Origin of the sequence: Methylobacterium oryzisoli, assembly GCF_046557895.1 — a bacterium.
In the GTDB taxonomy this organism is placed as follows: domain Bacteria; phylum Pseudomonadota; class Alphaproteobacteria; order Rhizobiales; family Beijerinckiaceae; genus Methylobacterium; species Methylobacterium oryzisoli.
Window position 1 is genome coordinate 82,113 of sequence record NZ_JBKIBX010000013.1, and the last position, 21,463, is coordinate 103,575.

Consider the following 21,463-nt stretch of genomic DNA (forward strand, 5'->3'; position numbering starts at 1 on the left):
GTCAGCCGGCGAGCACCCGCCCCGGCGGAAACAGCACCTCCACGAGCGTGCCCTCGTTCTTCCGGCTGGTGACGTTGAGCGTGCCGCGGTTGGCCTCCACCAGCGCCTTGGTGAGGGGGAGCGCGAGGCCGTTGCCGAGCCCCCGCCGCTCGGGCGTCGTCACCATCTGCCGGAAGGGCTGGAGCGCGGTCTCGATCTCGTCCTGGGTCAGCCCGACGCCGGTGTCGCGCACCCGCAGCGCCACGCCGCCGCGGTCGGTCATGGCGGTCGAGACGATCACCTGCCCGCCCGCCTCCGTGTAGCGGATCGCGTTGCCGATCAGGTGAAGGGAGGCCTGCCGCAGCGAGGTGAGGTCGGCCAGCACCGGCCGCAGCCCGGCCGCGAAGCTCGTGCGCACCACGACCCGCTGGCGCGCGGCCTGAGCCTGCATCTGCGAGACGCTGCCGCCGACGAGATCGTTGAGCGCGACGCCCGCGAAGGTCAGGTCGAACCGCCCTGCCTCGATCCGCGCGAGGTCGAACAGGTCGGTGACGAGGCCCAGCGCCTGCTCGCCCGAGGTGCGGATGTCGCGCAGGTAATCGCGATAGCGCTCGGCGCCGACCGGACCGAACTGCTCCTCCAGCATCACCTCGGTGAAGCCCAGGATGGCGTTCAGCGGGGTGCGGATCTCGTGGTTGACTGCGGCCAGGAACTCCGCCCGGCGGCTGCTGGCCGCCTCGACCTCGCGGCGGGCCTTCTGCAGTTCGGCCTCGGTGCGCCGCAGGGGCGTGATGTCGCGCAGCAGCACCGCGTAGCGGCGCTCGCCCTCGCCGGAGAGCGCCAGCGCGGTGAGCGCGAGGGCCTCAGCCCTCCCCTGGGCCGCCACCTCCGCGCTGCCGGTCTCGCCGAGGCGGGCGCGGTGCAAGGCCGCGCGGACCTCCGGCCGGCTCTCGGGGGGGAGCAGGACCGCGAAGTCCTCGCCCGCGACCTCCCGCAGGTCGTGGCCGAACAGCTCCCGGGCCGCGCGGTTGAGGCGCAGCACCCTCCCCCGCTCGTCGAGGGTGGCGATGGCCTCCGTGGTGGCGTCGAGGATGGCCTCGGCCTCGCGCAGCCGGGTCTCGCGCACCGCGAGGTTGATCTCGGCCGCCGCCAGGCCCTGGACCGGATCGGCATCCGGCAGGCGGCGGATGAGCAGGAGGCTCGCGGGCGCTCCCTCCCACTCCACGGTGGTGAGCGCCACCGCGACCGCGACGGTCCCGCCGCCGCGGGTCGCGAGCCCGATCGGATGGCCGGCCTCGGCCACCGGGAGGCTGGCGGGATCACGACCGCGGAACAACAGGCCGGGGCCGCCCGCGGCCGCGAGGTCGGCGCCGGATTCGTAACCGACCAAGCCGAGGAGATGCCGGTTGGCGAAGAGCAGCTCCTCGCCCCGGTGGATCAGCACGCCGGCGGGCAGGCGTTCGAGCAGCCGGGTGATCGGCGACGCGGACCGGTCGCCCCGGGCGGCGGCCGGCATCGGCCGGAACGGCGTGACCTCGCCGCGCCCGCGGCCCTCCGCGTCGGGCGCGGCCGGCATCGCCTCCTCCTCGGCGGCGTCGCCCGCGAAGCGTGCGCCCAGCGCCCGCGCGATCTCGCGGAAGGCGGCGTGCTCCGTGAGGGAGAGATGGCTCGCCGTCAGGACCGGCCCGGCGGCCTCCGCGGCGTCCGGCTCGGCGATCTCCGCTTCAGGCGCTGCGACGGGCGGCGGGTCCTGCGCCACGTCGCGCGGCGTGGCGGCGGCGACAGCTTCAGACCTTGCCGGCGCAGGTTCCGGCGGCGCCTCCGGCTCCGCCGATTCGGCCGGTGATGTCTCGTCGGGGAGCGGGTCGTGCGAGGCCGCCTCGGACGGCACCGGATCCGCGGGGGCGAAAGCCGCCGCCGGCCGGCCTGCTTCCGGGGTCCGATTCGGCGCGGTGCGGCGGTGGGCCTCGTCGCCGCCGAAGGGCCAGCCGAGCCCGAGGCTCGCCAAGGGGGCCGACATGAGGGGGGCCGACATGAAGGGCGCCGACATCATGCCGGCGAACCCCGCGAAGGTGGCGCCCGCGAGCGTGGCGAAGGCCGGAAGGTCGGGCACCGGGGCCTGCGTCGCCTCGGGCGGCACGGGCGCGGGCGCCGCGGCCGGCGAGCCGGCGCGCCCGATCGCCACCACCGCCGCGGCGCGCTCGCGCAGACTCTGCCGAACCGGGCCGGCGGGCGGCGGGGCCGGCAGGGGCGGAGCGGGCTCCACCCGATCGAGATGGATCACGCCGAAGCCGCTGAACCCCGCGAAGGCGCGCCCTTCCCCCAGGCGCGGTGCGCCCGACAGCTCGATCAGAACCGCATTCTCCTCCCCGCCGAGCCGCCAGCGCACCGGCAGCGTCCGGAAGGTCCGGCGCTGCTCCAGCGCTTCGCGCAGCAGGCGGGCATCATCGGGCACGATCGCCACCGCGAGCAGCCGGTCCCAGTCGCAGCCGACCGGCGAGGTGCCGACCGTCTCGGCAAGGGGAGGAGAGGCTTCGGTCCAGAGCCCCGTCTCGTCGCTGCGCCACAGGAAGCGCACGGTGCCGCGCCCGGTCTCGTCCCGCGCAGCCGCGTCCCTCGTCTCCGGGGCCGCATCCCGCGGCGCCGAGTCGGCACTCCGCCGGGAGCGCAGGGCGGGCAGCGGATCCACCGGAATGACGGCCAGGACCGGGGCGCCATCGGGCCCGGCCATCGACAGGCAGGCGCAGACGACCGGGGGCGACAGGCGGCCCGCATCGAAGCGCAGGCGCACCAGATGGGGCTTCGGCGTGCTGCCGGATGACCTCAGGGCGCGCAGCGCCCGCCCGAGATCGAGGGAGGGATCGATGCGCCCGCGCGCATCCGCGATGGCGGCGCCCAGTCCGCGTGCGGCCGAACTCGCGAAGAGCACGCGCTCGGCCCCCGGGTCGAGGAGGAGGCAGGCGACCTCGCGTCCGCCCGTCAGGCGCGCGAGGCCGGGCGTTGCCATCGCGGCGTCGATCGTCGCCATCCACCGCGCGTCGTCCACGGCCTCTCCTCGAACCCGCATGTCCCCGATCGAGCCGATTCTCGCCGGCCCCGATCTGCTCCGATGCTTTAACGGAATCGTGCCGGACACGCACGGGCACGAAATGCGCAGCCCCTGCGTTATCCTGACGTCAACCTTAACGGCCCTCGCCGATCTGGCATTCTGCGGCCGGTATGGTATTGTGCACTGCACAACGGCCGCAACGAGAGAAGCGGCGCGAGAGAGAGGAACCCCACATGAACACGACCCCGTCCTACGAGATCCCGACCGAGATGCGCGACTTCGCGGAGAAGAGCGTCGATCAGGCCCGCAAGGCGTTCGATTCGTTCATCAGCGCCGCGCGCAAGACCGCCGACACGATCCAGGGCTCGGCCGAGATGGCGCGCTCGAATGCTCAGTCGATGCAGAGCCGCAGCTTCGCGTACGCCGAGCAGAACGTGAACGCGGCCTTCGATCTCGCGCAGAAGCTCGTCCGGTCGCGCGACGTGCAGGAGGCGATGCAGCATCAGGCCGAGTTCATCCGCAGCCAGTTCGCGGCGATCCAGAGCCAGGCCAAGGAGTTCGGCAGCATGACGCAGAGCGCCATGCAGCAGAGCGCCGAGCACACCAAGAACGCGATGCAGCAGGGCGTGAACACCATGCAGCAGGGCGCCGAGCAGGCCAAGAACGCCGCCAACGACCTCTCGAACAACGCCTCCTGACCGACGTTTTTGGCGGGCGCGGCACGGCTTCACCTGCTGCGCCTCGCCGGCGATCGTTGCGGCCGCGTCCGTCCAGGACGCGGCCGCTTCGCGTTCCGGACCGTCTCAGCGAATCGGGTGGAGCGGGCCGACCTCCGGTTCGTCCTCCATCCCCTCCTCCAGACAATCCTCCGGCCGTTCGCGCCGCCGAAAGGCGGCGGGGTCGAGGTCGCGGACCAGCCGCGCGATGGTGAGTGCGCGATCCGCGCAATCGGGAGAGAGGCGCGCGATCTCGTCGGTGAGCGTCAGGATCGCGTCGAGGGTGCGCTGCCACTGACCGGAATGAGTCACGTCCGCCTCCCCGGCCGCACGGACGGCCCTCGCGTTGCCGCGGACGGCGGCATCCGCTAGCGATGCCGCCCTACGCCGCGCCCGTCCGGGCGTGGCGCTCACCACGATGAGGAACGCAGAGATGCGACGGTTCGTTCGCGCCCCCTTCGCGGCGGCGGCACTGATGGCGGCCCTGACCGCGACCGCGAGCGCACAGCCCTACGATCCGTACTACGACGACCGCCCGCGGCCGCGCCGGGGCGTCGGCTACAATTGCGACGCGGTGCAGAGGGGCCTGACCGGCCTGCAGCCGTTCTCGTGCCCGATGCCCGGCCCGCGGCCGCTCGGCACGCGCTGCTTCTGCGACGTGCCGATCGCCTCGTTCAGTGCACCGCAGCCGCCCGCGCCGGGCCGGGTCGTTCCCTGACGCGCGGCGCAGCGAGCGCCCTCCCCTGCTCCCGGCGAGCGGCCAGGGGATCGGCCAAGAAAAAAGGCCCCGGCTTGCGCCGGGGCCTCGTTGCGTGGGGTGCGGTGCGACTTAGAAGTCGCGCTGCACGCGCATGCGGACGTGGAACGTGTCCGTGGTGCTGGTCGTGGCGACCGCGACGCCCGCGGCGTTGACCGGCACGCCGTTGACGATCGCGGCGACGGTCTGACCCGGCGACTTGTTCTGGTCGACGGCCCGGCCGTTCTTCAGGCCGACCTGAGCGTAGTAGCCCTCGACACCGATATCGAGGTCCTTCACCGGCGACCAGATCAGGCTCGCGCCGGCCACGAACTGATACGTGTCGCGGATGGTCGCCGAGAACGCGTTGGTCACAGGGTTCGGCGACAGGCCGTTGAAGTTGATCGCGGCCAGGTTGGCACGGCTCGCGCCGCCGAAGGCCATCTCGCCGTAGCTGCCGAACACCGCCGAGCGCCACTCGGGCGTCCAGTAGTGCAGGAACGAACCGACGACGGTCCAGCTCGTCGAGAGGTCGAGACGGCCCGTGATCGGGTCGACGACCGCATCGGCGAAGAACTGGTTGAAGCCCGCACCCTGGATCGCCGCCGCGGCGCCGCCAGCGTTGTACGAGCCCGCCTGCGCGGAGTAGCCGGTGTAGAGCTGCGCGCCCTCGCCGTAGGCACCCTGGAGGTACAGGGCGTCGCCGGCCGCGATGAAGGGCAGGTTGACCTTGAGGCCGCCCTGCACCGCCCAGCCGTACTCGTTCTGAGCACGGGGAGCGAAGGTGGTGCCCGCAGGCCGCGCCACGGGAGCGCCCACCGAGGCGTTGAAGCCGTTGATCGCGAAGGAGGCGTTGCCGGTGTTGATCTCGTGCACCGCCGCCGAGATCTGCGCCGAACCCCAGGCCGCGTCGTAGCGCAGGGCGCCGACGAAGTCGGGCATGCGCGAGCGCTGCACGACGTCGAGGAAGGCGAGGCCCACCGGGTTGCCGGCCGCGTCCGTGCCGATCACCGGCGAGACGTTGAAGTTGCCGGTGAAGATGTTGAACTGGCTGGCGAGGTTGGCGTTGGTCGCCGCGTTGCCGAACAGCGGGGTCTTGCGGAAGATCGGGTCTTCCAACGAGACCGTCGCCGAGAAGCCGTTCCCGAACTGCGCCGTGTAGGCGATGAGGTTGGTCGAGGGCAGGTCGGACCCGAGGGTGCCGGCCATGATCTCGAAGTCGTGGGCGTAGAAGTCGAAGAACGAGGACGCGCGACCGGCGGTGAGGCCGGCGAACTGCACGAAGGCCTTGTCGACGTTCACGTACTGCTGCGAGCGGCCGAACGTGTCGACGCCGAGCGCCGGGAAGGCGCGGCCGATGCGCTGCTGCGTGCCCGAGGTCAGGTAGTTGCCGGTCTGGCTCGCCAGCTCGAAGCGCACGAAGGCGCGCAGGGTGCCGTAGGCGGTCTGCGTGCGGGCGTCGAGGTTGAGACGGCCGAGGCCGCGATACTGCGTCAGGTCGCCGTTGGCGCCCGAGCGGCTGAACGACTGGACGTAGCCGGCCTCGAAGCGGGCACGGCCGCCGACGCGCAGGCAGGTGTCCGTGCCGGGGATGTAGAAGAAGCCCGCGCCGTAGGCCGAGCAGATGCGAACGTATTCGACCGGAACAGCCTTCTTGATCGGCAGATCGGCCGCCTGCGCCCCGGCAACGACGGTCAGACCGGCCGCCGACCCGAGCAACAAGCTCTTCACGAGCTTCATCGAGACCTCCAAAGTTTCGAGACCCTTGGGGTGAACGACTGTGTCACTCAGACCCGGTATGGATCCGAACCACGCCACTCTTATCCCCTTAGACTCAGCCCTCCCGCACGGGGTGCTGGCCGAACCGCCCCGGGCACTCCGCCCGGCGCAGGGTCACCATGTGCGAGGGCTTAGAACCGATCAACACCGTTCCGCTTGCCGAGCCCTGATGCGGCCGGCTTTCCGCCACGATGTTGCAGCCAAGCAACGAAAACTCCCTCGACCTTGCGCCCGAGCGTGTAACCCGCGCCGCCGGCAGGGTGGCGCGGCGCGAACTCTTCGCGTCCGAGCGAATACGGAAGCGGGAATCAGTCGAACCGCCCGCCCTGGATGTATCGCGGCGTCCGCCGGACGGCGGATCGCCCGGCCGGCCTCGCGCCGCGGCGCCCTCTCAGCCTTCGAGTTCTTCGCGCAGCAGTTCGAGGGCCAGCCAGCGCTCCTCGGCCGCCGCGAGATCGGTCTCCGCGGTGGCGAGCCCGCGCGAGAGGGTCTCGAAGCGGGCCGCGTCGCGCGCGTAGAGAGTCGGATCCGCGAGCGCGGTGCGCAGCTTGCCCGTGGCGGCCTCCAGGGCGGCGATTCGGGCCGGCAGGGTCTTGAGCTCGTGCTGCTCGTTGAAGCCCAGGCGGCGGCGCGGCGCGGGTTTGGTGGTGGAGCGCGATTCCGCGGCGGAGCGCGGCTCGGCGGCATTCCGCGGCTCGGACCTGGCCGCCTTGCGGGGCTGGGCCTCCACGCCTGCACCGCGCTGGGCGACCATGTCGCTGTAGCCGCCCGCATAGGCGACCCAGCGCCCCTCCCCTTCCGAGACGAGCACAGTGTCCACCACCCGGTCGAGGAAGTCGCGGTCGTGGCTCACCAGGATCAGGGTCCCGGCGAAATCGGCCAGCATCTCCTGCAGCAGGTCCAGGGTTTCGAGATCGAGGTCGTTCGTCGGCTCGTCGAGGACGAGGAGGTTCGCCGGGTTCGCCAGCGCGCGGGCGAGCAGCAGGCGGTTGCGCTCGCCGCCCGAGAGGACGCCGACCGGGGTGCGCGCCTGTTCGGGCGCGAACAGGAAGTCCTTCATGTAGCCGACGACGTGGCGGTTCTGTCCGCCGACCGACACCGTGTCGCTGCCGCCGCCCGTCAGCACCTCCGCCACGGTGCGGTCGGGATCGAGGGCGGCGCGCCGCTGGTCGAGGAGGTTGAGGGTCACGGTCGCGCCGAGCCGGACGCTGCCCTCGTCGGGCGCGAGGCGGCCGGTGAGGAGGTTGACGAGCGTGGTCTTGCCGGCGCCGTTGGGGCCGACGATGCCGAGGCGGTCGCCGCGGTGCAGGCGCAGCGAGAGGTCGCGCACGATCGGCCGGCCGTCGAAGGACTTGCCGGCCCGGACCGCCTCCGCCACGAGCGTGCCGGAGGCCTCCGCCTCGCTCGCCGCCATGCTGACGCTGCCGACCGGGCCCCGGTGCTCGCGGTGGCGGCGGCGCAGATCATGCAGGCCCGCCAGCCGCTTCACGTTGCGCTTGCGCCGCGCGGTCACGCCGTAGCGCAGCCAGTCCTCCTCGGCGGCGATCTTGCGCTCCAGCTTGTGGCGCTCGCGCTCCTCCTCCTCGAACACGGCATCGCGCCACGCCTCGAAGGCGGCGAAGCCCTGGTCGAGGCGGCGCGTCACGCCGCGGTCGAGCCAGATCGTCGCCCGCGACAGCGCTTCGAGGAAGCGCCGGTCGTGGCTGATCAGCACGAGCGCCGAGCGGCTGCTCTTCAGCTCCGCCTCCAGCCACTCGATCGCCGGCAGGTCGAGATGGTTCGTCGGCTCGTCGAGAAGCAGGATGTCGGGCCCGGGCGCCATCGCCTGGGCCAGCGCCGCGCGGCGGGCCTCGCCGCCCGAGAGGCGCGCCGGATCCTCCTCGCCCGTGAGGCCGAGGTTTTCCAGGAGGTAGCGGGCGCGGTAGGGCTCGTCGCCCGGCCCCAGCCCCGCCTCCACGAAGGCGAGCGTGCTGGCATGGCCCGAAAAATCCGGCTCCTGCGCGAGATAGCGGATCGTGGTGCCGGGCTGCAGGAAGCGCGCGCCGCGATCGGGTTCGACGAGCCCTGCCGCGATGCGCAGCAGCGTCGATTTGCCGGACCCGTTGCGCCCGACGAGACAGGCGCGCTCGCCCGGCGCGATCGTGAGGTCGGCCTGCACGATCAGCGGCGTGCCGCCGAAGGTGAGGGCGATGGACTGGAGCGTCAGGAGCGGAGGAGCGGCCATGCGCGGGCTTATGGCAGCGCGCGGCGTGTTTCAAAAGCCTGCGGCGCTTTGCAAAAGCCGTGCGGCGTCTCGCACAAGCCGTCGGGCCGGCCTCCGCCGTCGGGCGGGGCCGGCCCGCGGTTCACATGGTCGGGTTGGCGGGGCCGGTCGGCGACGGGTCCGGGGTGATCGCCGGGGAATTGCCCGGATCGTTGATCGGCACTTCGAGCGGCGTGTCGCCGGGCGCCTCGCTCGGCACCTCGCCGGGTCGCTCCGGCTCGCGGGTCGGCGTCGGGGGCACGGGATCGTAGGGCTGGTCCGGTGGGGCGCCGGGATTGGACATCGGGAACTCCTGTTCGGATGTCCCGGTCCAACCGGGCGCCGCGTCGAGGGTTCCGCTACTTCTTGGTCAGGAGCTTGGCGCCGTTCTGGTCGAGGGCCTGCTGGATGCGGCCGGCGAACAGCGACAGGATGAGCGGCAGGTTCACCTCGACGCGCACCGTGTCGGATGCGACGTCGATGTGCCCGTCGACCTTCTGGTTCATGGCCGAGACCAGGAAGGACAGCCGCTCTCCCTCCCAGGAGGCGTCGGCCATGCGGATGCCCGCCTTGTGGAGCATCTCCTTCGCCTGCCCGATCCCTGCATCGAGGCGCCGGTGGGCCTCCTCCAGGCCGAGCTGGTGGGGAATCACGACGACCAGCGGCTTCGCCATCTCTTCGCCTCCGTTGTCGCCCCGCCGTAATCGCTGCGCCGCCGGACGGAAAGCCCGATCCAGCGTGGCGGTTGACGAGAGGCGAACGCCCGAGGGCGCGAGCGGGTCCCGGCTCGTTCGACGTCCGAATAGTTGATGTGCAACGCGCAGGCCGGTTCCGCTCACGCGCCGCGCGGGCTGGAGACGGTGGTCGGACCTGATCGTCCGATCACCGGATCAATCGATGCGTTCGAGCGCGACGCGCGTCACGCCGCCCATGCCGATCGCCCGGGCGGAGCCGCGGCTGAGATCGATGATGCGCCCGCCCGAGAAGGGGCCGCGGTCGTTGATCCGCACCACGATCGACCGTCCGTTCGCGGTGTTGGTGACCCGGACCCGGCTGCCGAAGGGCAGGCTGCGGTGGGCGGCGGTGAGGCCGTCGGGGTTGAAGCGCTCGCCGCTCGCCGTGCGGTGACCGGAGGCGTACCACGAGGCCTGACCGCTCTGGGCCGTCGAGGCCGCCGCGGCTCCCATCAACCCCGCGAGCGCTAGACCGCCCACCCCGCACACAGCCATCGATCGACGCACAGCAAGCCCGCAGTTCATCCCGCATTCCCTCGTGGCTGGATTTGCGGAGACCAGTACAGGCCGAACAGGACCAAATTGTGACCCGACCAAGCGCGGCTTTTTCGCGGCGCATTCCGGGCGGCCATCCGCCTGCATCAACACGCAGGGCCATCAGGGGCAGCCAATACACTGCTCTTCGGGTTTTCTTGATTGCGCCGCTGAAAAGAAGAACTTCTCAGTCATGGGCGGCGGGGCGCCCTGCGAGGGAGATGGGCAAAAATTGCAGCCCCATTTCGAGACGCACGGCGTTCGGGCGGGCAACTCGGCCTTTACCCTGACCGGGGCATGGTCGTGCCTGTCAGTTGCGTAACACGGTGTTCGCCATGGCTTCCCCGCGTACCGCGGTCGCCGGCGCAGCCGCCCGGAAACAGGTCTCGCGTACCGGGCGTGCGGCGTCGGCACCACGGATGGGTCTCGTCACCCCCGTCAAGCCTCTTCCCCTCGACGAGGTGCTCCTCGGCGACTGCATCGAGGCGATGGGCGCCCTGCCGCCGTCGAGCGTCGATCTGGTCTTCGCCGACCCGCCCTACAACCTCCAGCTCGGCGCCGGATCGCTGCTGCGCCCCGACCAGAGCGCCGTCGACGCGGTCGACGACGACTGGGACCAGTTCGCCAGCTTCGAGGCCTACGACGCCTTCACCCGCGCCTGGCTCCAGGCCTGCCGCCGGGTGATGAAGCCGAACGCCACGCTCTGGGTGATCGGCTCGTACCACAACATCTTCCGGGTCGGCAGCGCGTTGCAGGATCTTGGTTTCTGGATCCTGAACGACATCGTCTGGCGCAAGGCCAACCCGATGCCGAATTTCCGCGGCAAGCGCTTCACCAACGCGCACGAGACGCTGATCTGGGCCTCCCGCAGCGCACAGAAGGGCTACACCTTCCATTACGAGGCGCTGAAGGGCGGCAACGACGACCTGCAGATGCGCTCGGACTGGTTCCTGCCGCTCTGCACCGGCGAGGAGCGCCTGAAGGGCGCGGACGGGCGCAAGGTCCACCCGACGCAAAAACCCGAGGCGCTGCTCGCCCGCACCATCCTGTCGGCCTCGAACGCCGGCGACGTGGTGCTCGATCCCTTCTTCGGCACCGGCACCACGGGGGCAGTGGCCAAGCGCCTCGGCCGGCGCTTCATCGGCATCGAGCGCGAAGAAGCCTATGCGGAGGCCGCGCGCGCGCGCATCGCCGCGGTCGAGCCGCTCTCGACGGCGGCCCTGCTCACCGCGCCGGCCAAGCGCGCCGAGCCGCGGGTGCCCTTCCTCTCGCTCCTCGAGGCGGGCCTGATCTCGGCGGGCGTCACGCTCACCGACGAGCGCCGCCGCCACAAGGCGCTGGTGCGGCCGGACGGCACCCTCGGCGTCGGCCCGGCCTGCGGCTCGATCCACAAGATCGGCGCCCTCGTGCAGGGCCTGCCGGCCTGCAACGGCTGGACCTACTGGCACGTCGAGCGCGCCGGCCGGCTCGTGCCGATCGACGACCTGCGGGCGAAGATCCGCGCCGGGATGGGCTCGGCCGCCTGAGGCGGGCGGCGGCGGCGGAAATCGCCGAGGTCTGGACCTTTTCCCGTCCGGGATGCAAAAGCCGGGGCCTTGACCCGCCCCGGCTCGCGCGGCGGGCCGGGTGCCTGCGCGCCCGAGGTTGTGCCGGCTCGACGGCGTCCAGACGAGGAAACCTGCCCGTGACCTGCACCGTCACCGTGCTCGGGGCGACCGGCTCGATCGGGCGCTCCACCGCCGACCTGCTGGACCAGCATCGCGGCCGTTTCCGGGTCGGCGCGGTGGCCGGCGGGCGGGACGCGGCGGCGCTGGCGCGCGTGGCGCGCGATCTCGGCGCCTCCTTCGCGGCGCTCGCCGACCCGGCGGGCGGGCGCGACCTCGCAGACGCCCTCTCGGGCAGCGGGATCGCCTCCGGGGCCGGCCCCGAGGCGGTGATCGAGGCCGCGACACGGGACGCCGACCTCGTGGTGGCGGCGGTGAGCGGCGCGGCGGGCCTGGGCCCCACCCACGCGGCGATCCGGCTCGGACGCACGGTGGCGCTCGCCAACAAGGAGAGCCTCGTCTGCGCGGGCGACGCCTTCATGCGCGACGCCAGGCGCTTCGGCGCGCGCATCCTGCCGATGGATTCCGAGCACAACGCCCTCGCCCAGGCGATCGGCGAGGGCCGGGTCGAGGACATCACCCGCATGACCATCACGGCCTCGGGCGGGCCGTTCCGCACGACCCCGCGCGAGCGGATCGCGGCGGCGAGCGCGGCCGAGGCCGCCGCGCACCCGACATGGTCGATGGGGATGAAGATCAACATCGATTCCGCGACGCTGATGAACAAGGGCCTCGAACTCGTCGAGGCCCACCACCTGTTCGCCATCGATGCGGGGCGCCTCGACGTCGTCGTCCACCCGCAATCGATCGTGCACGGGATGGTGACGTGGCGCGACGGGGCGGTCACGGCCGGCCTCGCCATGCCCGACATGCGGGTGCCGATCGCGCATTGCCTCGGCATCGGCGATCGGCTGACCATCGCGCGCGGACGTCCCGTCGACCTCGCGGCGACCGGCAGCCTCACCTTCGAGCGGCCCGACGAGGAGCGCTTCCCCTGCCTGCGCATCGCCAGGGCTGCGCTCGCGGCGGGCGGCGCCCAGCCCACCGTGATGAACGCCGCCAACGAGATCGCGGTCGCCGCCTTCATCGCCGGGCGAATCGGCTTCTACGACATCGCCGCCCTGGTCGAGGGCGCCTGCGAGGGCTTCGCGGCGCGCTACCCCGCCGCCCCCGCCGACGTGGAGGAGGCGCTCGCCATCGACGCCGAGGTGCGCCGCTGGAGCCAGGCCCGCCTCGCGGCCTGAGCGGTTAACCGTTCGTGACGGCGACACGGGACGGCGCCCCGCCTGTGCGGTGCCGCCGCGCTCTGCCGTCTGGCCCGAACCCGCCTCCCGCGGTATGAGGAGCGTTCCCCGGCCGCGAGCGCCGGGATCGGGAGCCGGCGCGGGACGCCGGAAGCGCATCGATGGACTTCCTCACTGCCCTGGGCGGGGCGACGACGGGGCTTCTCGGCACCATCGTCACCTTCCTGTTCGTTCTGACCGTGGTGGTGTTCGTGCACGAACTCGGCCACTTCCTGGTCGGGCGCTGGTGCGGCGTCGGGGTGACGAGTTTCTCGATCGGCTTCGGGCCGGAGCTGGTCGGCTTCAACGACCGCCGCGGCACGCGCTGGAAGATCTCCGCCATCCCGCTCGGCGGCTACGTCAAGTTCGTGGGCGACCAGAACGGCGCCAGCGTGCCGGACGCCGCGACCCTCGCGCGGATGAACCCGGCCGAGCGCGCCGTGAGCTTCCACGCCCAGAACGTCTGGAAGCGCATCGCCATCGTGGCGGCGGGGCCGATCGCCAACTTCCTCCTCGCCATCGCGGTCTTCGCCGGCTCGATCTACGCGGTGGGCCGCTACGAGGTGGCGCCGCGCGTCTCTGCGGTGCAGCCGGGCAGCGCCGCCGAGCGGGCCGGCTTCCAGGCCGGGGACGTGGTCCTGTCGATCAACGGCGCCGCGGTGACCAATTTCGGCGACATGCAGCGCACCGTCTCGTCGAGCGGCGGCGAGCTCCTGACCGTGCTGGTGGACCGCAACGGCGTCGAGAAGACCCTGGAGGCGGTGCCCGACACCGTCCAGGAGAAGACGCCCTTCGGCACCCACCGGCTCGGGCGGCTGGGCATCCAGGGCCCGCGCGACGCGGCCGACGTCAAGCTCGTCCAGTACGGGCTCGGCGACTCGCTGCGCTTCGGGGTGTTCGAGACCTACTACGTGGTCGACCGCACCTTCGACTACCTCGGCAAGCTGATCAGCGGGCGCGAATCCGCCGACCAGCTCTCGGGCCCGATCGGCATCGCGCGGGTGTCGGGGCAGGCCGCCAAGGTCGGGGGCTTCGCCGCGGTGGTCGGGCTGATCGCCGTGCTGTCGGTCTCGATCGGCCTCATCAATCTGTTTCCGGTGCCCCTGCTCGACGGCGGACACCTGCTGTTCTACGGCATCGAGATCCTGCGCGGCCGTCCCTTGAGCGAGCGCGCCCAGGAGATCGGCTTCCGCATCGGCCTCGCCCTGGTGCTGATGCTGATGCTGTTCGCGACGTGGAACGACATCATCCAGATCGGGGCCTCCTGGAACCGCGGCACCTGAGCCGCCCGCCCGTCCCTTGTGGAGAATTCGAGCGATCGCCTTGAATCTCTCCCAAGGGTTGTGCGCCTAGAGTCGGGCGCTCGACTCCCGGTCCATTGTGGCAGTCCCGTTCTGGGCTTGCGCGAGGCTGGCCTGCTTCAGCCCTTGCTCACCCTGCTGCGCGAAAAGCTCAGCTTGAGCCCGTGACAGGAACGCCACGTCCCCTCAAAATCCCCTTCTGCTGCCAGCTTGGCGATTGCGTCATCGGGGATTCCCGATAGAAGCGACCCCAGGACCAGACGGCCATCGACCTCGCGAGAGGTTCGGCGACCCGCGGGTGCGAACCCGTACCGATAATAATGAGACGGGCCATTTGATGATGTCGATGACGGGGAAGCGCGCGCGCGTGTCTGCCACAGGCGCCATGATCATGGCGGCCGCGGTGGCGGGCGGCGCCGCACAGGCGCAGCAGGTCGTCGTTCAGGGCAATAGCCGCGTCGACGCCGAGACGGTCCGGTCCTACGTGACCGGCGTGTCGCCCGAGGAAGGGCGGCGCAACCTGATCGCGAGCGGCATGTTCTCGGACGTGCGCGTCGCCCAGAGCGGCGGCCGCACCATCGTGACGGTGCGCGAGAACAACACGATCAACCGCGTCGTCTTCGAGGGCAACAAGAAGGTCGAGAAGGGCACGCTGGAGAGCGTGGTCGAGGCCCGCTCCCGCGGCGCCTTCAACCCGGCGATCGTGAACTCCGACATCGACCGCATCCGCGAGGTCTATCGCCGCTCGGGCCGCGGCCTTGCCAAGGTGACCTACCGGGTCGTGGACCTGCCGAACGGCAGTGTCGACGTCGTCTACACCATCGACGAGGGCGACAAGACCGGCATCAAGCAGATCCGGTTCGTCGGCAACGAGGCCTATTCCGAGGGACGTCTCAGGGACCTGATGACGTCCACCGAGATGAACCTGCTCAGCTTCATCAAGACCTCCGACGTCTACGATCCCGACCGGATCGCCAACGACCTCGACCTCGTGCGCCGCTACTACCTGAAGAACGGCTACGCCGACTTCCGGATCGTGTCCGCGGATTCGCGCTTCGACGAGGCCCAGGGCGGCTGGATCATCACCGTCACGGTCGAGGAAGGCCGCCAGTACCGCGTCGGCGCGGTGGCGATCGACTCGCGCGTCAGCGGCGTCGACGGCGGATCCCTGCAGGACGAGATCCGCACCGGCGTCGGCGACATCTACAACGCCGAGGACGTCGAGAAGACCCTGACCGGCGTCACCACCCAGGTGGCGCGCCAGGGCTATCCCTTCGCCCAGGTCCGCCCGACCGGCGAGCGCGACCGCGCCACCGGCACGGTCTCCCTCGGCTTCATCGTCGAGGACGGCCCGCGGGTCTACATCGAGCGCGTGAACATCCGCGGCAACACCCGCACGCGCGACTACGTCGTGCGGCGCGAGCTCGATTTCGCCGAGGGCGACGCCTACAACCGCGTGCTCACGGACCGGGCCGAGCGGCGCCTCAACGGCCTCGGCTTCTTCAAGAAGGTCCGGTTCTCCAACGAGCCCGGCTCCGCGCCCGACCGCGTCATCGTCAACATCGACGTCGAGGATCAGCCCACCGGCTCGTTCTCGGTCGCGGGCGGCTACTCGACCGCGGACGGCATCATCGGCGAGGTCTCGGTCTCGGAGTCGAACTTCCTCGGCCGTGGCCAGTACGTCCGCGTGGCGGGCTCCGCCGGCCAGTACACCCGCGGCATCGATTTCTCGTTCACCGAGCCGTATTTCCTCGGTTACCGGCTGGCCGCGGGCTTCGACGTCTTCAACAAGTACAGCGACCTGACGCGCTACTCGCGCTACGTGACCGACGTGGTCGGCGGCCAGCTCCGCCTCGGCCTGCCGATCACCGAGGAGTTCGGCATCACGCTGCGCTACTCGATCTACAACACCGACCTGAAGATCCCGAACACCCTCAAGCGGCCCTACAACGACTGCTCGTTCCCGCTCGCGGGCTACACGGCGCTCAACCCGGCCGGCCAGGCGATCTACCCGAACTGCGCCTATGACGGCGAGGCCTCGATCGCCCTCAAGGACTCGGTCGGCTCGACCCTGACCTCGCTGGCGGGCGTCACCCTCGCCTACTCGACCCTCGACAACCTCGCCCAGCCGCGCAACGGCTTCTACGGCGAGCTGAAGCCCGAATTCGCCGGCATCGGCGGCGATTCGAAGTTCTTCCGCGTCACCACCGAAGCCCGGTACTACAAGGAGATCTGGGAGGACGTCGTCGGCTTCGTGAGGTTCCAGGCCGGCCACGTGGCGCCGACCGAGGGCAACACGCTGCGCATCACCGACCAGTTCTTCCTCGGCCCGTCGCTGGTGCGCGGCTTCGCGCCGAACGGCATCGGCCCCCGCGACGTCGGCTCGGGCGACGCCCGCTCGAACGCGCTCGGCGGCACCACCTATGTCGGCGGCACGCTGGAAGTGCAGTTCCCGATCTGGGGTCTGCCGCGCGATCTCGGCCTGAAGGGCGCGGTCTTCGCGGATGCCGGCACGCTGTTCGGCTACAAGGGCCGGCGCGCCTTCGACGTGAACGGCGACGGCATCATCAACGGCTTCAGCCCGGTCGCCGGCTGCAACTTCAACGCCTTCACGGTGGGCGTGGAGCCCGAATGCGTGAACGTGCGCGACAAGCCCACGCTGCGCTCCTCGGTCGGCGCCTCGATCCTCTGGAACTCGCCGCTCGGCCCGATCCGCTTCGACTACGCCTACGCGCTCACCAAGGACGAGGGCGTGTTCAACGGCATCGGCCGGGTCGGCAAGGACCAGACCCAGGCGTTCCGCTTCTCGGGCGGCTCGCGCTTCTGAGCCCTCCCCTCCCGGATCGAAGCCGGCGCCCCGCAGGGGCGCCGGCTTTTTTCGTTTGTGCCCTCCCGCGCGAGCGGGTAGGCCGGGCGCCCGTCCCGGCACGGGCGCGAGAGGACAGCCCGCGCCCGGCCTCCCGCGAGCGCGCGCATGTCAGACCCGGTCTTCTTCTCCGCCTCCGGCCCGCTCACCCTGGCGGAGGTCGCCGACCTCGCCGGGGCGGTGCTGCCGGCCGGCCTCGACGGCGCCATCGCGATCCGGGGCGCTGGCCCGCTGGAGAGCGCGGGGCCGGACGACCTCGTCTACATGGACAACGCCAAGTACGCGCAGGCGCTGGAGCGCACCCGCGCCCGCGTCTGCCTCGTCTCGGCCCGCTTCGCCGCGCGCGTGCCGGAGGGGACGCTCGCCCTCGTCAGCCGCGAGCCCTATCGCGGCTTCGCCCGCGTGCTGGCCCGCCTGTTTCCGAGCGCGGCCCGCCCGACCTCGCTGTTCGGCGCCACCGGCGTCTCGCCGGGCTCCTTCGTCCACCCGTCCGCCCGGCTGGAGCCCGGAGTGGTGGTGGATCCCGGGGCGGTGGTGGGGCCGGGCGCCGAGATCGGCGCCGAGACGGTGCTGGCGGCCGGCGCGGTGATCGGTCCGGGCACCCGCATCGGCCGCGGCTGCGCCATCGGCCCCGGCGCCTCGGTGCTGCACGCCCTCGTCGGCAACCGGGTCATCATCCACGGCGGCGCCCGCATCGGCCAGGACGGGTTCGGCTTCGCCATGGGGGCGGGCGGCCACCTCAAGGTGCCGCAGGTCGGGCGCGTCATCATCCAGGACGACGTCGAGATCGGCGCCAACACCACGGTGGACCGGGGCGCCAGCCGCGACACGGTGATCGGCGAGGGCACCAAGATCGACAACCTCGTGCAGATCGCCCACAACGTGGTGATCGGGCGCCACTGCGTGATCGTCGCGCAGGTCGGCATCTCGGGCTCCACCACGCTGGAGGATTACGTGGTCCTGGGCGGCCAGGTGGGCGTCGTCGGCCACCTGCGGATCGGCATGGGCTCGCAGATCGCCGGCTCCAGCAACGTCAACAAGGACGTCCCGCCGGGCTCGCGCTGGGGCGGCACCCCGGCCAAGCCCGTCCGCGAATGGTTCCGCGAGATGACGACGCTCAAGACGCTCGCGGCGCGCGGGCGCGCGCCCGAGGACGATGCCGAGTAGGCCCAGGTTCCCTCAAGCCGCCGCAAAGTCCTTGCATCGACCCGCTCATTCTCGCCAAAGACCAAGCCCGGGGACCGGCGCGTGCCGGTCGGCCGACCCGCATCCCATCGGCCCCCGAGGCCGCGCACGGAGCCTGACGCCATGACCGAGACGCCCACCGAACTGGGCACCGCCGACATCATGCGGGTCATGGAGCTTCTGCCCCACCGCTACCCGTTCCTGATGGTCGACCGCATCATCGAGATCGACGGCGACAACAGCTGCATCGGCATCAAGAACGTCACGATCAACGAGCCGCAATTCACCGGGCACTTCCCGACGACGCCGGTCTTCCCCGGCGTGCTGCTGGTCGAGGGCATGGCCCAGACGGCGGGCGCCATCTGCTGCGCCCACAAGCTGTCGTCCGACACCAAGCCGAGCCGGGTCTACCTGATGACCATCGACAAGGTGAAGTTCCGCAAGCCGGTGATGCCGGGCGACGTGGTCGAGTACCACATGCGCAAGATCAGCAATCGCCGCTTCATGTGGTGGTTCCGCGGCGAAGCCAAGGTGGGCAGCACGCTCGTGGCGGAGGCCGAGATCGGCGCGATGCTGGTGACCGAATGAGTGCCGATGCCGAAGCCCCGGCCGAGACCCGGGTCCATCCGAGCGCGGTCGTCGAGGACGGCGCGGTGCTCGGGCGCGGCGTGAGCATCGGCCCGTTCTGCCATGTCGGGCCGGAGGTCAGCCTCGGCGACGGCGTCGAGCTCGTGAGCCACGTGGTGGTGGCCGGGCGCACCGACATCGGCGCGCGCACCCGCATCTTCCCCTTCGCGTCGATCGGCCACCCGCCGCAGGACCTCAAGTACCGGGGCGAGGCCAACCGGCTCGCGGTGGGCAGCGACTGCCTGATCCGCGAGGGCGTGACCATGAACCCCGGCACCGCGGGCGGCGGCCTGGAGACGGTGGTGGGCGACGGCTGCGCCTTCCTGGCCAACAGCCATGTCGGGCACGATTGCCGGGTCGGCAATCGCGTCGTCTTCTCCAACAACGTCATGCTGGCGGGCCATTGCCAGGTCGGCGACTTCGCGATCCTGGGCGGGGGCGCCGCGGTGATCCAGTTCGCGCGGGTCGGCGCGCACGCCTTCGTGGGCGGCCTCTCGGGCCTGGAGAACGACCTGATCCCGTACGGGATGGCGATGGGCAACCGCGCCTATCTCTCCGGCCTCAACATCATCGGGCTGCAGCGCCGGGGATTTTCGCGCGAGGACATCCACACCCTGCGCCGGGCCTACCGTCTGCTCTTCGCGCAGGAGGGCACCCTGATGGAGCGCGTCGAGGACGTGGCGGAGGAGTTCGAGCAGCACCCGATCGTGCAGGAGATCCTCGCCTTCATCCGCGAGGGCGGCAAGCGCTCGGTCTGCATCCCCCGCGAGGCGCCGGGACCGGCCTGAGCGATGGGGCCGGGCACCGTCGCCATCGTGGCCGGGGCGGGGCGGCTGCCGCTCCTCGTGGCCGCCGCCCTGGAGCGGACCGGCCGGCCGTTTCGCATCCTGGCGATCCGGGGCTTCGCCGATCCGGCGACCCGGCGGCGGGCGCACGCGACCGTGGACCTGCTCGACGTGCGCGGGGCGCTGGCGCGCCTCGACGCCTGGGCGCCCTCCGGCGTCGCGCTGGCCGGCGCGGTCGCCCGCCCGAGTCCGGCGGCGCTCCTCAACACGCTGGCAGTCCTGCGCAACCGGGAGGAGTTGCGCTCCCTCGCCTCGGGCGGGGACGACCACCTGCTGCGCGGCGTCCTCGGGCTCCTCGAAGAGCACGGGCACCGCATCCTCGGCGTGCACGAACTCGCCCCCGACCTGATGGCGCCGGCCGGGGCACTCGGGCGGCACGCGCCCGACCCCGCCGCCACCGCCTCGATCGCCACCGGCCGGGCGCTGCTGGCCAGCCTCGCCCCGCACGATGTCGGCCAAGCCGCCGTGGTGGCCGCCCGCCGGGTGCTGGCCGTCGAGGGGCCGGAGGGCACCGACCGGATGCTGCGGCGCGCCCGCGACCTCGCCCGCCGCCCGCTCGGCCTCGGGCGCCCGCCCGCCGGGCTCGTGCTGGTGAAGCTCGCCAAGGCCGGCCAGGACCTGCGGGTCGACCTGCCGGCGATCGGCCCGCGCACGGTGCGCAACGCCGCCGCCGCCGGCTGCGCCGGCCTCGCGGTCGGGGCCGGCGACACCCTGATCCTCGACCGGCCCGAGACCGTGGCGCTCGCCGACCGCCTCGGCCTCTTCCTGCACGGACTGGAGACCGCCCCGTGAGCCGCCCCTGCCGCATCTGGCTGGTGGCCGGCGAGGAATCCGGCGACCAGCTCGGCGCGAAGCTGATCCGGGCCCTGCGCGCGACGAGCCCGGAGCCGCTGGATCTCGCGGGCGTCGGCGGCGACGCGATGGCGGCCGAGGGCCTGGCCTCGCTGTTTCCGCTCGAGGACGTGGCGGTGATCGGCTACCTCGCGGTGGCGGCCCGCCTGCGGCTGCTGATGCGGCGCATCCGCCAGACGGTCGAGGCCTGCGTGGCGGCCCGGCCCGACGTCCTCGTCATCATCGACAGCCCGGGCTTCACCCACGCGGTGGCGAGCCGGGTGCGCAAGCGCCTGCCCGGCCTGCCGGTCGTCGACTACGTCAGTCCCAGCGTGTGGGCATGGCGGCCGTGGCGCGCCAAGACGATGCGCGCCTACATCGATCACGTGCTGGCGCTCCTCCCCTTCGAGCCCGACGCGCATCGCCGCCTCGGCGGCCCCGCCTGCACCTATGTCGGCCACCCGCTGATCGAGCGCCTCGCCGAGCTGCGCCCGGACGCCGTGGAGGCGCAGGCGCGCCACGCCGAAAGGCCGGTGCTCGCGGTGCTGCCGGGTTCGCGCCGCTCGGAGATCGAGCGCCTGATGCCGGTCTTCGGGGCGACGCTGGGGCAGCTCAGTGCCGAGGGCGCCCGCTTCGCGGTGGAACTGCCGGCGGTGACGCGCCATCGCGACCTGATCGCGCGCCTCGCCGAGTCCTGGCCGGTGTCGCCCCGGCTCGTGGACGGCGAAGCGGCCAAGCTCTCCACCTTCCGCCGCGCGCGGGCCGCGCTCGCCGCCTCCGGAACCGTGACGCTCGAACTCGCGCTCGCGGGCGTGCCGATGGTGGTGGCCTATCGGGTGCCGAAGATCGAGGAGATCATCGTGCGCCGGCTGATCCAGGTGCCGACGATCGTGCTGCCGAACCTGATCCTCGGCGAGAACGCCATTCCCGAGCTGATCCAGGCCGAGTGCCGGCCGGACCGCCTCGCCGCCGCGCTGGCGCCGCTCCTGCGGGAGGGCGAGGCGCGGGCGGCGCAGGACCGGGCGCTCGCCCGGCTCGACGCCGTCATGCGCCTTCCCGACGGCGAGGACCCGAGCCGCAGCGCCGCCCGGATCGTGCTGCAGGCGGCCGGGCGGCCGGCGCCCGGGGCGTCATCGGCCTGAGGTCGGCCCG

18 protein-coding genes are annotated in these 21,463 nt (G+C 72.0%); 11 read left to right on the top strand and 7 right to left on the bottom strand.

Annotated elements, in window-relative coordinates; all coding sequences use genetic code 11:
• Nucleotide 1 precedes the first annotated feature (1 nt).
• Nucleotides 2-3,025 (bottom strand): sensor histidine kinase, encoded by a 3,024-nt coding sequence (locus tag ACKUB9_RS14830; protein WP_407524280.1) that lies wholly within the window; start codon nt 3,023-3,025, stop codon nt 2-4.
• A gap of 236 nt (nt 3,026-3,261) precedes the next feature.
• Between ACKUB9_RS14830 and ACKUB9_RS14835 the strand changes: the two genes are divergently transcribed.
• Nucleotides 3,262-3,726, top strand: coding sequence for a phasin (locus tag ACKUB9_RS14835; protein ID WP_407524282.1), 465 nt, complete (start codon nt 3,262-3,264; stop codon nt 3,724-3,726).
• A 105-nt stretch (nt 3,727-3,831) separates the two neighbouring features.
• On the opposite strand, the gene ACKUB9_RS14840 is transcribed toward ACKUB9_RS14835, so the two are convergent.
• Nucleotides 3,832-4,056 carry a hypothetical protein gene (locus ACKUB9_RS14840; protein WP_407524284.1) on the bottom strand — a complete coding sequence of 75 codons (225 nt, stop codon included), beginning with the start codon at nt 4,054-4,056 and terminating at the stop codon, nt 3,832-3,834.
• Nucleotides 4,057-4,177: 121 nt separating this feature from the next.
• Between ACKUB9_RS14840 and ACKUB9_RS14845 the strand changes: the two genes are divergently transcribed.
• Nucleotides 4,178-4,462, top strand: a complete 285-nt coding sequence (locus ACKUB9_RS14845; RefSeq protein WP_407524286.1) for a hypothetical protein — start codon at nt 4,178-4,180, stop codon at nt 4,460-4,462.
• Between the two features lie 111 nt (nt 4,463-4,573).
• On the opposite strand, the gene ACKUB9_RS14850 is transcribed toward ACKUB9_RS14845, so the two are convergent.
• From ACKUB9_RS14850 to ACKUB9_RS14870, 5 genes are all read right to left on the bottom strand, one after another.
• A complete protein-coding gene (locus tag ACKUB9_RS14850) occupies nt 4,574-6,220 on the bottom strand; it encodes a porin (protein WP_407524288.1) in 1,647 nt (548 codons plus the stop codon).
• Between the two features lie 430 nt (nt 6,221-6,650).
• The gene (locus ACKUB9_RS14855) at nt 6,651-8,483 is read right to left on the bottom strand and encodes an ABC-F family ATP-binding cassette domain-containing protein (protein WP_407524290.1); all 1,833 of its coding nucleotides are present in this window, start codon (nt 8,481-8,483) and stop codon (nt 6,651-6,653) included.
• A 121-nt stretch (nt 8,484-8,604) separates the two neighbouring features.
• A complete protein-coding gene (locus ACKUB9_RS14860) occupies nt 8,605-8,805 on the bottom strand; it encodes a hypothetical protein (protein ID WP_407524292.1) in 201 nt (66 codons plus the stop codon).
• Between the two features lie 55 nt (nt 8,806-8,860).
• Nucleotides 8,861-9,175 (bottom strand): polyhydroxyalkanoic acid system family protein, encoded by a 315-nt coding sequence (locus tag ACKUB9_RS14865; RefSeq protein ID WP_407524294.1) that lies wholly within the window; start codon nt 9,173-9,175, stop codon nt 8,861-8,863.
• 216 nt (nt 9,176-9,391) lie between these two features.
• Complete coding sequence (locus tag ACKUB9_RS14870) at nt 9,392-9,688, bottom strand: septal ring lytic transglycosylase RlpA family protein (RefSeq protein ID WP_407524296.1); 297 nt, start codon at nt 9,686-9,688, stop codon at nt 9,392-9,394.
• 416 nt (nt 9,689-10,104) lie between these two features.
• Between ACKUB9_RS14870 and ACKUB9_RS14875 the strand changes: the two genes are divergently transcribed.
• The 9 genes from ACKUB9_RS14875 (at nt 10,105) to lpxB (ending at nt 21,453) form a co-directional block, all read left to right on the top strand.
• A complete protein-coding gene (locus ACKUB9_RS14875; RefSeq protein ID WP_407524298.1) occupies nt 10,105-11,295 on the top strand; it encodes a site-specific DNA-methyltransferase in 1,191 nt (396 codons plus the stop codon).
• Nucleotides 11,296-11,453: 158 nt separating this feature from the next.
• Nucleotides 11,454-12,617, top strand: a complete 1,164-nt coding sequence (dxr, locus tag ACKUB9_RS14880; RefSeq protein WP_407524300.1) for a 1-deoxy-D-xylulose-5-phosphate reductoisomerase — start codon at nt 11,454-11,456, stop codon at nt 12,615-12,617.
• Between the two features lie 161 nt (nt 12,618-12,778).
• Nucleotides 12,779-13,939: an RIP metalloprotease RseP gene (gene rseP / locus ACKUB9_RS14885; protein WP_407524302.1), complete on the top strand. Its 1,161-nt coding sequence runs from the start codon at nt 12,779-12,781 to the stop codon at nt 13,937-13,939.
• Nucleotides 13,940-14,294: 355 nt separating this feature from the next.
• Nucleotides 14,295-16,784, top strand: a complete 2,490-nt coding sequence (gene bamA / locus ACKUB9_RS14890; protein ID WP_407524304.1) for an outer membrane protein assembly factor BamA — start codon at nt 14,295-14,297, stop codon at nt 16,782-16,784.
• 147 nt (nt 16,785-16,931) lie between these two features.
• A complete protein-coding gene (gene lpxD, locus ACKUB9_RS14895) occupies nt 16,932-17,990 on the top strand; it encodes a UDP-3-O-(3-hydroxymyristoyl)glucosamine N-acyltransferase (protein ID WP_407524306.1) in 1,059 nt (352 codons plus the stop codon).
• 141 nt (nt 17,991-18,131) lie between these two features.
• Nucleotides 18,132-18,596, top strand: a complete 465-nt coding sequence (gene fabZ, locus ACKUB9_RS14900; protein ID WP_407524308.1) for a 3-hydroxyacyl-ACP dehydratase FabZ — start codon at nt 18,132-18,134, stop codon at nt 18,594-18,596.
• Nucleotides 18,593-19,423, top strand: a complete 831-nt coding sequence (gene lpxA / locus ACKUB9_RS14905) for an acyl-ACP--UDP-N-acetylglucosamine O-acyltransferase (protein WP_407524310.1) — start codon at nt 18,593-18,595, stop codon at nt 19,421-19,423. The genes fabZ and lpxA overlap by 4 nt, the downstream gene beginning before the upstream one ends.
• A 3-nt stretch (nt 19,424-19,426) precedes the next feature.
• Nucleotides 19,427-20,272, top strand: coding sequence for an LpxI family protein (locus ACKUB9_RS14910; RefSeq protein WP_407524312.1), 846 nt, complete (start codon nt 19,427-19,429; stop codon nt 20,270-20,272).
• A complete protein-coding gene (gene lpxB, locus ACKUB9_RS14915; protein WP_407524314.1) occupies nt 20,269-21,453 on the top strand; it encodes a lipid-A-disaccharide synthase in 1,185 nt (394 codons plus the stop codon). The genes ACKUB9_RS14910 and lpxB overlap by 4 nt, the downstream gene beginning before the upstream one ends.
• Nucleotides 21,454-21,463 lie beyond the last annotated feature (10 nt).

Excerpts from the sequence above, each read along its gene's own strand:
- ACKUB9_RS14835 (WP_407524282.1), top strand. The coding sequence starts at position 3,262 with ATGAACACGACCCCGTCCTACGAGATCCCGACCGAGATGCGCGACTTC.
- ACKUB9_RS14845 (WP_407524286.1), top strand. The coding sequence starts at position 4,178 with ATGCGACGGTTCGTTCGCGCCCCCTTCGCGGCGGCGGCACTGATGGCG.
- ACKUB9_RS14850 (WP_407524288.1), bottom strand. The coding sequence starts at position 6,220 with ATGAAGCTCGTGAAGAGCTTGTTGCTCGGGTCGGCGGCCGGTCTGACC.
- ACKUB9_RS14855 (WP_407524290.1), bottom strand. The coding sequence starts at position 8,483 with ATGGCCGCTCCTCCGCTCCTGACGCTCCAGTCCATCGCCCTCACCTTC.
- ACKUB9_RS14860 (WP_407524292.1), bottom strand. The coding sequence starts at position 8,805 with ATGTCCAATCCCGGCGCCCCACCGGACCAGCCCTACGATCCCGTGCCC.
- ACKUB9_RS14865 (WP_407524294.1), bottom strand. The coding sequence starts at position 9,175 with ATGGCGAAGCCGCTGGTCGTCGTGATTCCCCACCAGCTCGGCCTGGAG.
- ACKUB9_RS14870 (WP_407524296.1), bottom strand. The coding sequence starts at position 9,688 with ATGGGAGCCGCGGCGGCCTCGACGGCCCAGAGCGGTCAGGCCTCGTGG.
- ACKUB9_RS14875 (WP_407524298.1), top strand. The coding sequence starts at position 10,105 with ATGGCTTCCCCGCGTACCGCGGTCGCCGGCGCAGCCGCCCGGAAACAG.
- rseP (WP_407524302.1), top strand. The coding sequence starts at position 12,779 with ATGGACTTCCTCACTGCCCTGGGCGGGGCGACGACGGGGCTTCTCGGC.
- bamA (WP_407524304.1), top strand. The coding sequence starts at position 14,295 with ATGATGTCGATGACGGGGAAGCGCGCGCGCGTGTCTGCCACAGGCGCC.
- lpxD (WP_407524306.1), top strand. The coding sequence starts at position 16,932 with ATGTCAGACCCGGTCTTCTTCTCCGCCTCCGGCCCGCTCACCCTGGCG.
- fabZ (WP_407524308.1), top strand. The coding sequence starts at position 18,132 with ATGACCGAGACGCCCACCGAACTGGGCACCGCCGACATCATGCGGGTC.
- lpxA (WP_407524310.1), top strand. The coding sequence starts at position 18,593 with ATGAGTGCCGATGCCGAAGCCCCGGCCGAGACCCGGGTCCATCCGAGC.
- ACKUB9_RS14910 (WP_407524312.1), top strand. The coding sequence starts at position 19,427 with ATGGGGCCGGGCACCGTCGCCATCGTGGCCGGGGCGGGGCGGCTGCCG.